General features: G+C 73.1%; 12 protein-coding genes. 9 read left to right on the top strand and 3 right to left on the bottom strand.

Features of this window, described 5'->3' with window-relative positions:
• Nucleotides 1-133: 133 nt before the first annotated feature.
• Nucleotides 134-2,386: a rhamnogalacturonan lyase gene (locus FHX81_RS42550; RefSeq protein ID WP_141974998.1), complete on the bottom strand. Its 2,253-nt coding sequence runs from the start codon at nt 2,384-2,386 to the stop codon at nt 134-136.
• Between the two features lie 319 nt (nt 2,387-2,705).
• Here FHX81_RS42550 and FHX81_RS02440 point away from each other — a divergent pair, with 319 nt between their 5' ends.
• The 9 genes from FHX81_RS02440 (at nt 2,706) to FHX81_RS40235 (ending at nt 12,380) form a co-directional block, all read left to right on the top strand.
• A complete protein-coding gene (locus FHX81_RS02440; protein WP_211363357.1) occupies nt 2,706-2,948 on the top strand; it encodes a hypothetical protein in 243 nt (80 codons plus the stop codon).
• A complete protein-coding gene (locus tag FHX81_RS40240) occupies nt 2,945-3,097 on the top strand; it encodes a hypothetical protein (RefSeq protein ID WP_170231897.1) in 153 nt (50 codons plus the stop codon). Before FHX81_RS02440 ends, FHX81_RS40240 begins: the two co-directional genes overlap by 4 nt.
• Entirely contained in the window at nt 3,094-4,917 is a 1,824-nt protein-coding gene (locus tag FHX81_RS02435) for a DUF6807 family protein (protein WP_141974997.1), read from the top strand. Before FHX81_RS40240 ends, FHX81_RS02435 begins: the two co-directional genes overlap by 4 nt.
• An 81-nt stretch (nt 4,918-4,998) precedes the next feature.
• Entirely contained in the window at nt 4,999-5,319 is a 321-nt protein-coding gene (locus tag FHX81_RS02430) for an L-rhamnose mutarotase (protein ID WP_141974996.1), read from the top strand.
• 18 nt (nt 5,320-5,337) lie between these two features.
• Nucleotides 5,338-6,522: an L-rhamnose isomerase gene (gene rhaI / locus FHX81_RS02425; RefSeq protein ID WP_246107585.1), complete on the top strand. Its 1,185-nt coding sequence runs from the start codon at nt 5,338-5,340 to the stop codon at nt 6,520-6,522.
• Nucleotides 6,519-8,543, top strand: a complete 2,025-nt coding sequence (locus FHX81_RS02420) for a bifunctional aldolase/short-chain dehydrogenase (RefSeq protein ID WP_425473796.1) — start codon at nt 6,519-6,521, stop codon at nt 8,541-8,543. Before rhaI ends, FHX81_RS02420 begins: the two co-directional genes overlap by 4 nt.
• A gap of 151 nt (nt 8,544-8,694) precedes the next feature.
• Nucleotides 8,695-9,735, top strand: coding sequence for a LacI family DNA-binding transcriptional regulator (locus FHX81_RS02415; RefSeq protein ID WP_141974994.1), 1,041 nt, complete (start codon nt 8,695-8,697; stop codon nt 9,733-9,735).
• A gap of 176 nt (nt 9,736-9,911) precedes the next feature.
• Entirely contained in the window at nt 9,912-12,122 is a 2,211-nt protein-coding gene (locus FHX81_RS02410) for a rhamnogalacturonan lyase family protein (RefSeq protein ID WP_281291712.1), read from the top strand.
• A gap of 120 nt (nt 12,123-12,242) precedes the next feature.
• Nucleotides 12,243-12,380, top strand: a complete 138-nt coding sequence (locus FHX81_RS40235; RefSeq protein ID WP_170231896.1) for a hypothetical protein — start codon at nt 12,243-12,245, stop codon at nt 12,378-12,380.
• On the opposite strand, the gene surE is transcribed toward FHX81_RS40235, so the two are convergent.
• Together surE and FHX81_RS02400 are read right to left on the bottom strand one after the other, a co-directional pair.
• Nucleotides 12,377-13,117 carry a 5'/3'-nucleotidase SurE gene (gene surE, locus FHX81_RS02405; protein WP_141974993.1) on the bottom strand — a complete coding sequence of 247 codons (741 nt, stop codon included), beginning with the start codon at nt 13,115-13,117 and terminating at the stop codon, nt 12,377-12,379. The two genes, FHX81_RS40235 and surE, sit on opposite strands and share 4 nt — an antisense overlap.
• Nucleotides 13,114-14,034, bottom strand: a complete 921-nt coding sequence (locus tag FHX81_RS02400; protein ID WP_141974992.1) for a PfkB family carbohydrate kinase — start codon at nt 14,032-14,034, stop codon at nt 13,114-13,116. Before FHX81_RS02400 ends, surE begins: the two co-directional genes overlap by 4 nt.
• Between the last annotated feature and the right edge of the window lie 14 nt (nt 14,035-14,048).

Raw genomic sequence — 14,048 nt, 5'->3', positions numbered from 1 at the left:
GCCCCTCCATCCGTGGTGCCCGTCGGACCGCCGCCGGCACCGCGGCGTCCACCCCGGTGCCGGCGGCAGCCGATCATCCCACCGGACGGTCCCACACCGCCGAACGACCCGCCGACGTGACCACCCACCGGGCCTAGCGCGGCACCTTCGCCCAATCGACGTCGGAAGCCAGGTGGAAACCGGTGTACGCGGGCTGGTTGTAGGCGGTCTGCTGACGGGCCACGTCCGCCCGGTACTGCGGGTCGTGCATCAGCGTGTAGAGCTTGTGGCCGGTGACCTCGGTGCTCAGGTAGACCCGCAACGCCGAGCTGTCCGCCGTGCGCACCACCAGCTCCTCGCGCCAGTCGCCCAGCACGTCCGCCACCAACGACGGGTTGCCCTTCGTGCCGTTGTTCGTCCGCGTGCCCGTCGCGGTGAGCACCGTGCCGCGCCGCCAGTCCTTGACCGTCGGCGTCACGTCCTGCGCGCCGTCGACGACCTGCGTGGTCAGGTCCGCCGCCCAGCGGATGCTCGCGTTCGTGCCCGGGATCGCCGTCGACAGCGGTCGCCCGTCCGCCGACCACAACCCGGCCGCGTCCGTGCCACCCGGCAGCGACGCCCACGTCTCCAACCCGGGCTCGTCCGGCAGCACGTCACCGACCATGCCGCGCCCGGTGTCCCGGCCGGTGTACCCGCCGTAGATCACCTCACCGGTGGCCGCGTCACGCAGCGCGTAGCCGTAAGGCGCCGAGGTCGCGCCCTCGTGCACCATGTAGACCTCCAGCCCCGGACGGGCCGGGTCGATGTCGGTCACGTGCAGCGCGTCGCCGTGCCCGAGCCGCGCCACCGCGCCGGGGTTCGCGCTGCCCGGCGGCAGGACACCCGACGAGTGGTACAGCACCTCGCCGTCGTGGTCGAGGGTGGACGCGCCGTAGACGATCTCCTGCTTCCCGTCCCCGTCCACGTCCGCCACGCTCAACGAGTGCGCGCCCTGCGTGGCCAGGCCGCCGTGCGTCGGCGACGTGCCGTCCCGCCCGTGCACCGGGAAGTCGAACGGGTTGCTCATCGGCACCCAGCCGCTGTCCACGAACCAGTCCTTGACCAGCTCGCGGCCGTTCCACCGGTACGCGGCCAGCGTCGTGCGCGTGTAGTAGCCGCGCGCGAACACCGCCGACGGCCGCTTGCCGTCCAGGTACGCGACACCCGCCAGGAACCGGTCCACCCGGTTGCCCGGCTCGATCCGACCCAGCGCGTAGTCACCCCACATGAGCCCGTCGTCGTGCCTGCCCGGCTCGTACCGCACCGTCTCCAGCTCGCGGCCCGACCTGCCGTCGAACACGGTCAGGTACTCCGGGCCGGCCACGATGAACCCGGCGAACGCCCGCAGGTTGTTGCGCGTGCTGCGACTCGGCGCGTACACGTCCATGAAGTGGTCGGCCAGCGCCCGGGCGTCCGCGTCGGACAGCGGGTAGGCGTAGCGCGGCTCGATGCCGAACGCCTGCTCCAACGTCGCGGGCCACCGACCCGCCACCACCTCGGGGTGCCGGTGCCAGGCCCGGAACATCCCCACCACGTGCTCGTAGTAGCCCGCGGCGCTGAGCCGGTAGTCGTCGCGGTGCGAGTACCCCGCCCGCACGTCCTCGCGCGGCATCGTCACGTACCGCTCGGACACCGCGTTCCCGCGCCGGTCGTACGTCGTCACCTTCGTCCCCGGCGCGGTCTTCATCATCATCTCCGAGCGGCCGTCGCCGTCGAAGTCGTAGACCAGGAACTGCGTGTAGTGCGCGCCGGCGCGGATGTTGACGCCCAGGTCCACGCGGTGCAGCAGGGTGCCGTCGAACCGGTACGTGTCGATGTAGGTCGGCCCGGTGTAGCCGACCTGCGAGACGTCCTTCTGGTTGGACGGGTCCCACTTCACCACGTACTCGTAGGCGCCGTCGCCGTCCACATCGCCGACGCTGACGTCGTTGGCCGAGTACGTGTACGTCTCACCGGCCGGCGTCACGCCGTCGGCGGGCTTGCGCAGCGGCAGGTCGTAGGACCCCGCGGCCCACGGCGACACCGGCCTGCTCGTCTTGCCCTGCCGGCCGCGCACCACCGGCGCCACCCGGTACTCCGAGCCGCCGTCCGGGTCGAGGTAGTTCGTGCTGTCGGTGACCGTGGCGATCCGGCGGCCGTCGCGGTAGACCGCGAACGCCGGACCGGCCAGGCCGGTCGCGGTGTGGCCCGTCACCTCGTGGCGGAGGAGCCGCCAGCTCAGGAACACCCCGCCGTCGGTGCGGGTGGCCACCAGGCCGCGGTCGAGGCGTTCGAGCCGCGGCCCGTCGGGCGTCGCCGAGGCGGGGGACGGGCTCAGGACTAGCGCTAGGGCCGCCAGGAGGGCGGGCAGGGGTCTGACGCGGGTCATCGGCTGCCTCCAAGGAGCGCGACGGTGCGCGAGGTGCGTGACGACGCCACACGATGAACCGTTTCAACGCGAAAGGCAAGGGCAGGTGTCGGGATAGTCGTGTCGGTGGAACGCGAGCCTTGACGGCGTGCGGGGGCTCACCTACGTTGGTTGAACCGATTCAATCCACGGGTGAGGGTGATGGGACGAGTGTCTCGCCGCGGCGCGGCAGGCCTGCTGGTCGGTCGGGTGTCGCCGTCCGGCTGCGGCCGCGAGTCGACCGGCGGCCCGGTGACTCCGCGGTTCGCCGCGGCGCCCGACCGGCGACGACCACGCCGAGGTGTTCGACGGCGTCGGCGGGTTCGGGGTGCTGCACCACTCCCGGAACCCGCTGGTGATCCCGGTGGGGGCGGGAGTCACCCTGCCGTCGGCGCTGTGGCTGTTCATCGACCGGGCGACGCGGTCCGCGTTCGGCCCGATGTTCGCCATGTCGGTGCTGGAGCTGCTGCCCGTCGGCCCGTTCTCCTCGGCGTTCCAGCGCCTCCTCGTGGACGGTGCGGCGACCTGCGGGATCAACGGGTGAACGCCTCGGCGCTGCCGGCCGGGGTGCTGCTGATGGGTGGGCTGCCGGGCGCTGCGGTGCCGGGGCCGGTGGTCGCGCGGGCGCCCGCGTTCGCCGTGGTCGTGCCGGGCCTGCTGGTGTTCGCCGCGGTCGCGGTGGAGCGCCGGTGACGCCGCGGGTGGTGCTCGCCGGAGCGGGCGGCTACGGGCGGTTGTACCTGCGGGAGATCGCCGCGCTGGAGGCCGAGGGCCTGGTCCGCCTCGCCGGGGTGTGCGAGGTCGACCCGCTCGACGGCGAGGCGCGGCGGCTGGTCGGCGACCGGCCGGTGTCCGCCGACCTGCCGGCGCTGATGCGTGACGCGGACGTCGGCATCGTGTCCACGCCGCCGCACACCCACGCGCCGCTGGCGCACCAGGTGCTGGACGCCGGCGCGCACCTGCTGCTGGAGAAACCGCCCGCGCCGACGTTGGCCGACTGGCACGACCTGGTCGCCCGGTCCGGGGGCGCGGTGGTCCAGGTCGGGTTCCAGAGCCTCGGCTCGCACGCCGTGCACCGGCTCGCCGAGCTGATGCGGTCGGGCGCGTTGGGCGAGATCCGGGGCATCGGCGTGCGCGGCACGTGGTCCCGGGACGACGCCTACTACACCCGTGCGCGGTGGGCGGGCCGTCGCACGCTCGACGGCGTGCCGGTGGTGGACGGCGCGCTCACCAACCCGTTCGCGCACGGCATCGCGACCGCGCTGGCGCTGGACGGCAGCACCGGCGTGGACGACGTCCACGACATCGAGCTGGAGCTGCTGCGCTCCCGCGACATCGAGGCCGACGACACCTCCTGCCTGCGGCTGCGCACGCGCAACGGCACGGTCGTCGTGGCGGCGGTGACGCTGTGCGCCGAGGTCGTGCGCGATCCCGTGCTCGTCGTCCACGGCAGCCGCACCCGCGCCGAGCTGCACTACGCCGAGCACCGGCTGGTGATCGACGGCATCGAGGAGCGCCACCGGCACGTCCCGCCGCTGCGCAACCTGCTCGACCACCTGGCCGACCCGGCCGTGCCGCTGCAGGCGCCGCTCACCGCGACCGGGGCGTTCACGCGCGTGCTGGAAGCGGTCCGCACCGCACCCGACCCGACCCCGATCGACCCCTCCTGGCTGCGGCGCAACGGCAGGCGCGTGGACGTCGACGGCGTCGACCACGTGGTGGCCAAGGCCGCCGAGCACCTGCGCACGTTCGCCGAGCTGGAGGTGCCGTGGTCGCCGCTGGGCGGAGTGGCCCGGTACGGCTGGGACGGCGTGCGGCTGCCGCTGGTCGTGCCGCGGCCCGCGCTGCACCCCGTGCGCACGCTCGGCGGGGTCGTGGTCACCGGCGAGCACCCCGACGACCACCCGTGGCACCGGGGGATCGGCCTCGCCCTCCCCGACGTCAACGGCGTCAACCTGTGGGGCGGGCGCGACTACGTGCCCGGTCAGGGGTACGTGCCGGGCGAGCTGGGCCGGGTCGAGGAGACCGGACCGGGCGAGTTGGCCTGGTGCGACTCGGCGGGTGCGGTCCTGCTCCGGGAACGCCGCCGGGTCCGCAGGCGCGTGGTCGACGGCGGCTGGGAGCTGGCGTGGACCAGCGTGCTGACCGCCGAGCGGGACGTGGTGCTGCACAGCCCCGGGAGCAAGGGCCGGGAGGGCGCGGGCTACGGCGGCTGGTTCTGGCGGCTGCCCGACCTCGACCCGCTGTCCGTGCGCGTGTACACGCCCAACGGCGCGGGGGAGGCGGAGGTCAACGGGCGGACCGCGCCGTGGCTCGCGGTCGTGGTCGCCGACCCGGCGCACCCGTGGACGGCGGTGGTGTCCGGGCCGACCGACCCGTGGTTCGTGCGGGTCGGCCGGTACCAGGGCATCGGCTCGGCCCTGGCCTGGGACGAGCCGCTCGTGCTCGCGCCGGGCCAGGAGCGGGAGATCGCCGTGACGGTGGCGTTCCACGACGGCGTGCGACCGCCGTGACCGCGAACAGTCCAGACCATTGACAAGCGTTGCGGCGCAACCATAGCGTCCGTGTGAAACGTTTCATTTCCGGAGGTCGACGTGCGACGTGTCTGCTTCCTGCTCCGGGTGCGCCCGGAGCGGCTGGAGGAGTACCGGGAGCGGCACCGCGAGGTGTGGCCGGAGATGCGGCAGGCGCTGCGCGAGACCGGGTGGGGCAACTACAGCCTCTTCCTGGCCGACGACGGGCTGCTCGTCGGCTACCTGGAGACACCCGACTGGGACGCCGCCCGGGCGGGGATGCGCGACCGCGAGGTGAACGACCGGTGGCAGGCCGAGATGGCCGAGTTCTTCACCGCGCTGGACGGCAGGCATCCCGACGAGGCCATGAGACCGCTGACCGAGGTCTTCCACCTCGACTGAGCAGGTAAGGAGTCCGGAGTGGACACCAACACACCAGCACCCGGGACGGTCGCGGTGGCCGAGGCACTGGCCGGGCAGCGGATCGAGCTGCCGTCCTGGGCGTTCGGCAACTCGGGCACCCGGTTCAAGGTGTTCGCGCAACGCGGCGTGCCGCGCACCCCGCACGAGAAGATCGCCGACGCCGCCGCGGTGCACCGGTTCACCGGTGTGGCGCCGTCGGTGGCGCTGCACATCCCGTGGGACGCGGTGGACGACTACGCCGAGCTGGCCGAGTTCGCCCGGGACGAGGGCGTGTCGATCGGCACGATCAACGCCAACGTCTTCCAGGACGACGCCTACGTGCTGGGCAGCGTGTGCTCGCCGGACCCGGCGGTGCGCCGCAAGGCGGTCGACCACCTGCTCCAGTGCGTCGACATCATGGACGCGACCGGGTCGCGCGACCTCAAGCTGTGGTTCGCCGACGGCACCAACTACCCCGGCCAGGACAGCATCCGCGCCCGCCAGGACCGGCTCGCCGAGGCGCTGCGCGAGACCTACGACCGGCTCGGCCCGAACCAGCGCGTCCTGCTGGAGTACAAGCTGTTCGAGCCCGCGTTCTACACCACCGACGTGCCGGACTGGGGCACGGCGTACGCGCACTGCCTGGAGCTGGGCGAGCGGGCGCGGGTCGTGGTGGACACCGGTCACCACGCGCCGGGCACCAACATCGAGTTCATCGTCGCGGTGCTGCTGCGAGCGGGCAAGCTGGGCGGGTTCGACTTCAACTCCCGCTTCTACGCCGACGACGACCTGATGGTCGGCGCCGCGGACCCGTTCCAGCTGTTCCGGATCATGGTCGAGGTGGTGCACGGCGGCGCGCTCGCGGCCGACTCCGGGGTGGCGTTCATGCTCGACCAGTGCCACAACATCGAGCCGAAGATCCCCGGCCAGATCCGGTCGGTGATGAACGTGCAGGAGGCCACGGCGAAGGCGCTGCTGGTCGACCGGGAGGCGCTGGCCGCCGCGCAGGCGGCCGGTGACGTGCTCGGCGCGAACGGCGTGCTGATGGACGCCTACAACACCGACGTGCGGCCGCTGGTGGGGTCCGTGCGCGAGGGCATGGGGCTGGACCCGGACCCGATGGGCGCCTACGCCCGGTCGGGGTACGGCGAGCGGATCGTGGCGGAACGGGTGGGCGGCGAGCAGGCGGGGTGGGGAGCGTGAACGACCAGGTGCGGGCACTGCTGGCCCGCTCGCACGAGCTGGGCGCGGACCCGGCGACCACGAACTACGCGGGCGGCAACACCTCGGCCAAGGGCGTGGGGACCGACCCGGTCACCGGCGCGCCGGTCGAGCTGTTGTGGGTGAAGGGCTCGGGCGGTGACCTGGGCACGTTGACCGAGCGCGGCCTGGCCGTGCTGCGGTTGGACCGGCTGCGCGCCCTGGTCGACGTCTACCCCGGCGTGGACCGCGAGGACGAGATGGTGGCGGCGTTCGACTACTGCCTGCACGGCAAGGGCGGGGCCGCGCCGTCGATCGACACCGCCATGCACGGCCTGGTGGAGGCCGCGCACGTGGACCACCTGCACCCCGACGCGGGCATCGCGCTGGCCGCGGCGGCGGACGGCGAGGCGTTGACCGAGGAGGTCTTCGGCGACCGCGTGCTGTGGGTGCCGTGGCGGCGTCCCGGGTTCCAGCTCGGACTGGACATCGCCGCGATCGCCCGCGAGCACCCGCAGGCGATCGGCGTGGTCCTGGGCGGGCACGGCATCACCGCGTGGGGCGCGACCTCGGCGCAGTGCCGGGAGCGGTCGCGGGAGATCATCCGGCTGGCCACCGGGTTCCTGGCCGCGCGCGGCCGGCCGGACCCGTTCGGCGCGAAGCTGCACGACCCGCTGCCCGCCGACGAGCGCCGCGCCCGCGCCGCCGCGCTGGCACCGCTGCTGCGCGGACTGGCGTCCGCGGACCGGCCGCAGGTCGGCCACTTCACCGACGCCGACGTGGTGCTGGACTTCCTGGCCCACGCCGAGCACCCGCGGCTGGCCGCGCTGGGCACGTCCTGCCCGGACCACTTCCTGCGCACCAAGGTCCGGCCGATGGTCCTGGACCTGCCGCCGACCGCGCCGCTGGACGAGGTGGCGGCACGGCTGCGCGAGCTGCACGAGGCGTACCGCGAGGACTACCGGGCCTACTACGAGCGCCACGCCACCCCCGACTCGCCGGCGATGCGCGGCGCGGACCCGGCGATCGTGCTGGTGCCCGGCGTCGGCATGTTCTCCTACGGCAAGGACAAGCAGACCGCGCGGGTGGCCGGCGAGTTCTACGTCAACGCGATCAACGTGATGCGCGGCGCGGAATCGGTGTCGAGGTACGCGCCGATCGACGAGGCGGAGAAGTTCCGCATCGAGTACTGGGCGCTGGAGGAGGCCAAGCTCCAGCGGATGCCCGCGCCCAAGCCGCTGGCCACCCGCGTCGCCCTGGTGACCGGTGCGGGCTCGGGCATCGGCAAGGCCGTCGCGCTCCGGCTGGCCGCCGAAGGCGCGTGCGTGGTCGTCGCGGACGTCAACGCCGACGCGGCGCGGGCCGTGGCGGACGAGCTCGGGCCGGACACCGCGGTGGCGGTGGTCGCGGACGTGACCGACGAGGACGCGGTGGCCGCGGCGGTCGGCGAGGCGTGCCTGGCGTTCGGCGGGGTCGACCTGGTGGTCAACAACGCCGGCCTGTCGATCTCCAAGCCGCTGCTGGAGACCACGACCCGCGACTGGGACCTCCAGCACGGCGTGATGGCGCGCGGGTCGTTCCTGGTCGCGAAGGCGGCGGCGAAGGTGATGGTCGAGCAGGGGATGGGCGGCGACATCGTCTACATCGCCTCGAAGAACGCCGTCTTCGCCGGGCCGAACAACGTCGCCTACGGCGCGGCCAAGGCCGACCAGGCGCACCAGGTCCGGCTGCTGGCCGCCGAACTGGGGGAGCACGGCATCCGGGTCAACGGCGTCAACCCCGACGGCGTGGTGCGCGGGTCGGGCATCTTCGCCGGCGGGTGGGGCGCGCAGCGCGCTGCGGTGTACGGGGTGCCGGAGGAGGAGTTGGGCGCGTTCTACGCCCAGCGCACGTTGCTCAAGCGGGAGGTGCTGCCCGAGCACGTGGCCAACGCGGTGTTCGCCCTCACGGCGGGGGAGCTGTCCCACACGACCGGCGCGCACATCCCGGTCGACGCGGGCGTGGCGGCGGCGTTCCTGAGGTGACCGGGCCGACCGCGCCACCGGAGGCGGGTGAAACGTTTCAACCCACAGCTCGGCGGGTTAGGATCACCAGGTGGTGCCATCGCCGGACCGGGAGCGGTACCGGCCGATAGAGTCCACTCCCTCCACACCTTCAGTCCGCCGAGGAGGCGCGGTGGTGTCACCGGTGAGCATCCGCGACGTGGCCACGCGTGCGAAGGTGTCCGTCGGCACGGTGTCCAACGTGCTGAACCGTCCCGAGGTCGTCGCACCGGCGACCAGGGACCGGGTCATGGGCGCGATCGAGGAGCTGGGTTTCGTCCGCAACGACGCGGCGCGCCAACTGCGGTCGGGCACGCCGCGCGCCATCGGGCTCGTGGTGCTGGACGTGGGCAACCCGTTCTTCACCGACGTCGCCCGCGGTGTGGAGGACACCGCGAGCGAGGCGGGGCACGCGGTGATCCTGTGCAACAGCGACGAGTCGCCGCAGCGCGAGGCGCGGCACGTGGAGCTGCTGGCCGAGCAGCGGGTGCACGGCGTGCTGATCACGCCCGTGGACACGGACCTGGCGGCGGTGCGGCGGCTGCGTGACCGGGGCATGTCCGTGGTGCTGCTCGACCACCCGACCACCGACCCGGACCTGTGCGCGGTGGCCGTGGACGACCGGGCGGGCGGCGAGCTGGCCGTCACGCACCTGCTGGCCGAGGGCTACGAGCGGATCGTGATGGTGAACGGGCCGTCGCGCATCCACCAGGCCCGCCAGCGGCACGAGGGCGCCCTCGACGCGGTGCGCAAGGCGGGCCGCGACGAGGGCGTGCTGGAGGAGCTGAGGGTCCCGGCGCTCAACGTGGTGTCCGGGCAGCGGGCGGCCGAGCAGCTCCTGGCCCGCTCCGCCCGCCCGGACGCGGTGTTCTGCGCGAACGACCTGCTCGCGCTGGGCGTGCTGCAGGTGCTGGTGCGTGCGGGCGTCCGGGTGCCGGAGGACATCGCCATCGTCGGCTACGACGACATCGACTTCGCCGCCGCCGCTGCCGTGCCGCTCACGTCGGTGCGCCAGCCGCGCCAGCAGATCGGCCGCACGGCCGCGGAGCTGGTGATCGCCGAGACGATGACGCCCGCCGAGCACGAGCACAAGCACGTGCTGTTCGCGCCGGAGCTGGTGGTGCGCGAGTCGAGCCGCCGGGTGCAGCGGCCCCGGCGTCGAGCACGGGACTGAACCCTTTCAGGCCGCATCGGTCCAGCTAGGAGCGTCCGCCGGTACCCGTCGAGCGGAGTGCGGCGAACCGTTTCACGCTGTTGACACCGGTTCCGGCTCGGTGCTGTCATGTCGGCAGCGAGGGCGTTCCCGGTCCGGTTCTGGGAGCGCTCCCGGAATGAGACGGAGGAGCAACGGTGCTCACCAGTTCGTTCAGGGTGCGGGCGATCGGCGCGGTCACCGCGATCGGCGCGCTGACCGGTGGACTCGTCATGGCGGGCGTGGCGTCGGCCGCCCCCGGCTGCAAGGTCGACTACGCGGTGCAGACGAAGTGGCAGGGCGGGTTCACCGCCAACGTGACCATCACCAACCTCGGCGACCCGGTGGACGGGTGGCGGCTGGCCTGGGCGTTCCCCGGTTCCGAGCGGTACGGCCAGGGCTGGAACGCGGTGTTCTCCGCTTCGGGGGCGAGCGTGACGGCGTCCAACGTGGACTACAACCGGCAGATCCCCACCGGGGGCACGGCGTCGTTCGGGTTCAACGGCACGATGACCGGTGACGTGGTGGGTGTGCCGTCCACGTTCACGCTCAACGGCACCACGTGCACCGGGGCCCTCAACCCGACGACCACCACCACGACCACGACCACGACTGACCCGGGCCCTGGCCAGGGTGACCCGACGGGCCGCAAGCAGGTCGAGCGGTTGGACCGGGGCGTGGTGAGCGTGCGGTCGGGTTCGGGCAACCTGGTGAGCTGGCGGCTGCTGGCGGGCGACTCGCCGTCGACGGGCTTCACCGTCTACCGGGGTGGCACCAAGCTCAACGCCACCCCGATCACCGGGTCGACGAACTACCTCGACAGCGGCGGGGCGGCGGACGCCTCCTACACCGTGCGTGCGGTGGTCGACGGCGTGGAGCAGCCTGCCTCGTCGGCGTCGCTGGCGTTCGGCTCGGGTTACCGGGACGTGCCGATCCAGTCGCCGGGTGCCGGGTACGGCGCGAACGACGCGAGCGTGGGCGACCTGGACGGCGACGGTGACTACGAGTTCGTGCTGAAGTGGGATCCGGACAACGCCAAGGACAACAGTCAGGCGGGTGTGACGGGGAACGTCTTCGTCGACGCCTACCGCCTGGACGGTTCCCGGTTGTGGCGGATCGACCTGGGTCGCAACATCCGGGCGGGTGCGCACTACACGCAGTTCCAGGTCTACGACTACGACGGTGACGGCAGGGCCGAGGTCGCGATGAAGACCGCGGACGGCACGCGGGACGGGCGGGGCGCGGTGATCGGCAACGCCTCGGCCGACTACCGCAACTCCTCGGGCTACATCCTGACCGGGCCGGAGTTCCTGACCATGTTCGACGGTCGGACCGGCGCGGCGATGTCGACGGTGAACTACGACCCGCCGCGCGGCAACGTGGGCTCGTGGGGTGACACGTACGGCAACCGGGTGGACCGGTTCCTGGCCGGCACCGCCTACCTCGACGGCGCACGCCCGTCACTGATCATGGCGCGGGGCTACTACACGCGTGCGGTCGTCGCCGCCTGGGACTTCCGCGACGGCACCCTGACCAAGCGGTGGACCTTCGACTCCAACACCTCGGGCAACTCCGGGTACGCGGGGCAGGGCAACCACTCGCTGACCATCGGCGACGTGGACGCCGACGGCCGGGACGAGATCGTCTACGGCGCCGCCACGATCGACGACAACGGGCGGGGCCTGTGGACCACGGGTCTCGGGCACGGTGACGCGGCCCACCTGGGCGACCTCGATCCGTCGCGGCCGGGCCTGGAGTACTTCAAGGTGTCGGAAGACTCCTCGAAGCCGGGTTCGTGGTTCGCCGACGCGCGCACCGGCGCGCGGTTGTGGACCACGGCGTCGGGCAGCGACAACGGCCGCGGCGTGTCGGGCGACATCTACGCGGGCAGTCCGGGCGCGGAGTCGTGGTCCTCGGCGGACGGCGGCCTGCGGAGTCCGAGCGGCGCGAACGTCGGCCGCAAGCCGTCGTCGGCGAACTTCCTCATCTGGTGGGACGGCGACCCGACCCGCGAGCTGCTCGACCAGACCCGCATCGACAAGTACGGCACCGGCGGCGACACGCGCCTGCTCACCGGTTCCGGCGTGGCGTCGAACAACGGCACGAAGGCCACCCCCGCGCTGAGCGCCGACCTTGTCGGCGACTGGCGCGAGGAGGTCGTGTGGCGGACCTCGGACAACTCGGCGCTGCGGATCTACTCGACGCCGCACCCGACCGACCGGCGCATCCCCACGCTGATGCACGACACGATGTACCGCGTCGCCATCGCGTGGCAGAACACCGCCTACAACCAGCCGCCGCACCCGAGCTTCCCCATCGGGAACGGCATGGCCACCCCGCCGTGGCCGGACGTGCACTACGCCGGCTGACCACCCGCTGATCACCCTGCGTGCCGTGGCCTACCTCACCCGGGGGTAGGCCATCGGCCGTTCGGGGTGTGGAACGCCCGGTCTGTGGGTACCAGTCCGGGGATCGAGGGAGGTCACACCATGGGCAAGCACAGACTGGGCCAGGCAGAGGGACGTCAGTGGGGCGGTCCCGACCTGGTCAACGGCGCGGAGGACGCGCTGGGCCGGTCCGACGGCGAGCAGGCCGAGCCGGCGGCGGAGCGCGCGGAGGACGACTAGAACTCGATGTCGTGGTCTTCGGCGACCGACCTCAGCGGTGTGACGGTCGGGCGTCCGGCGGCCAGCAGCGCCGCGTCGGTGCCGGGGGACAGGTCGTCCTCGACCAGCACGGCGGCGAGGGCGATCGTGCCGTCGTCGCTGTCCTTGATCCTGGTGCGCACGGCGCCGAACTCGGCGAGCCCGGCCCGTTCCGGTTCGCCCACCTCGGCCCGGTTGGGCACGTTGAGGTTCACCACCGCCCCGGCGGGCAGGGCGGCGACCCGGTCGAACAGCGTCGCGGCGACCGCCACCGCGGTGTCCCAGTGGTGCGGCACGTCGACGTCCAGCCCGACGTCGAGGGAGACCGCCAGGGCGCGGGCGCCGTTGACGGCGGCGGTCAGCGCCGCGCCGACCGTGCCGGAGTGCAGGACGGCGCGGCCGACGTTCGCGCCGCGGTTCACGCCGGACAGCACGAGGTCCGGCGGGTCGCCGAACGCGCCCTGCGACGCGACCAGCGCGATGAAGGCCGGGTGCGCGGCGACCGCGTAGGCGGGCACGCCGTCCAGCCCGGGCAGCTCGCGCCGCTCGACCTGGACGCGCCGGTCGTCCTCGGCGGCGGTCAGACCGGCGCTCGTGCCGCTGGACTCCCGCGCGGGCGCGGCGACGACGGTCGTCCAGCCGTGCGCGACCGCGCCGCGGGCCAGGGCGGCCAGCCCCGGCGAGTCGATGCCGTCGTCGTTGGTGATGAGCACCCTCATGCGTCCTCCCACGGACGCAGTCCTACCCGGTCGACCAGTTCGCGAACCACGTCACCGCTGCCGGTGCCGAGCCCGTGCCGGGTCACGTTGACCGCGCCGGCCGCCGCGCCCAGCTTCAGCGACTCCGTCAAGGATCGGCCCAGGGCGAGCCCGGCGGCCAACCCGGCGGTCATGGAGTCGCCGCCGCCGCGCGTGTCGACCGGGCTCAGGTCGGGAGCCTCCACCAGGTGCAGGTCGCCGTCGAGCCAGGCCAGCGTGTCCTCGGCGGCCCGGGACACCACGACCGCGCTCGCGCCGCACTCGGCGATCTTGCGGCAGCCCTCGACCAGGTCGGGCAGCGAGTCGGACGCGGCCAACCCGTCGGACACCAGCTCCTCGTGGCTGACCTTCACCACGGTGGGCCCGCCCGCGAGCGCGGCGGCGAGCCGGTCGCCGGAGAGGTCCACGACGACCTGGCAGCCGTTGCCGCGCAGGTCCTTGGTGAGCCGTTCGTAGACGGAGTCGGGTACGGGCGTGTCCTGCCCGGCGGGTCCGCTGAGCACGGCGACGCCCGCGTTGAGGGCCTCGACCAGGGTCATCTCGTACAGGTCGTCGAGCTCGTGGCGGGACAGCGCGTCGGCGGGCATCCGCACGATCTGGTCCCGTGCGCCGTCGCGCCGGTCGTGCACGTACCCGCCGTTGCGGGCGGCGACGTCGCGCGCCCTGAGCTCGACGCCGATCAGGTGCCGCAGCACCTGCCCGGTCTCACCGCCCAACGCCGAGCACAGCACGACCTGCGCGCCCAGGGACTCGATCATGCGCGAGATCCACACACCCTGCCCTCCGGCGTGGATGTGGATGTCGGGCGTGCCGTCCAGCTCTTCGACCGTCACCGTCAACTCGGGGGAGGGCGCGAACACCGCTACTTGACCGGGCATACCGGACATCTACC

The sequence above is a fragment of the Saccharothrix saharensis genome (assembly GCF_006716745.1).
GTDB lineage: Bacteria > Actinomycetota > Actinomycetes > Mycobacteriales > Pseudonocardiaceae > Actinosynnema > Actinosynnema saharense.
This window is presented reverse-complemented; position numbering and strand designations above follow the sequence as displayed.

Excerpts from the sequence above, each read along its gene's own strand:
- FHX81_RS42550 (WP_141974998.1), bottom strand. The coding sequence starts at position 2,386 with ATGACCCGCGTCAGACCCCTGCCCGCCCTCCTGGCGGCCCTAGCGCTA.
- FHX81_RS40235 (WP_170231896.1), top strand. The coding sequence starts at position 12,243 with ATGGGCAAGCACAGACTGGGCCAGGCAGAGGGACGTCAGTGGGGCGGT.
- surE (WP_141974993.1), bottom strand. The coding sequence starts at position 13,117 with ATGAGGGTGCTCATCACCAACGACGACGGCATCGACTCGCCGGGGCTG.
- FHX81_RS02400 (WP_141974992.1), bottom strand. The coding sequence starts at position 14,034 with ATGCCCGGTCAAGTAGCGGTGTTCGCGCCCTCCCCCGAGTTGACGGTG.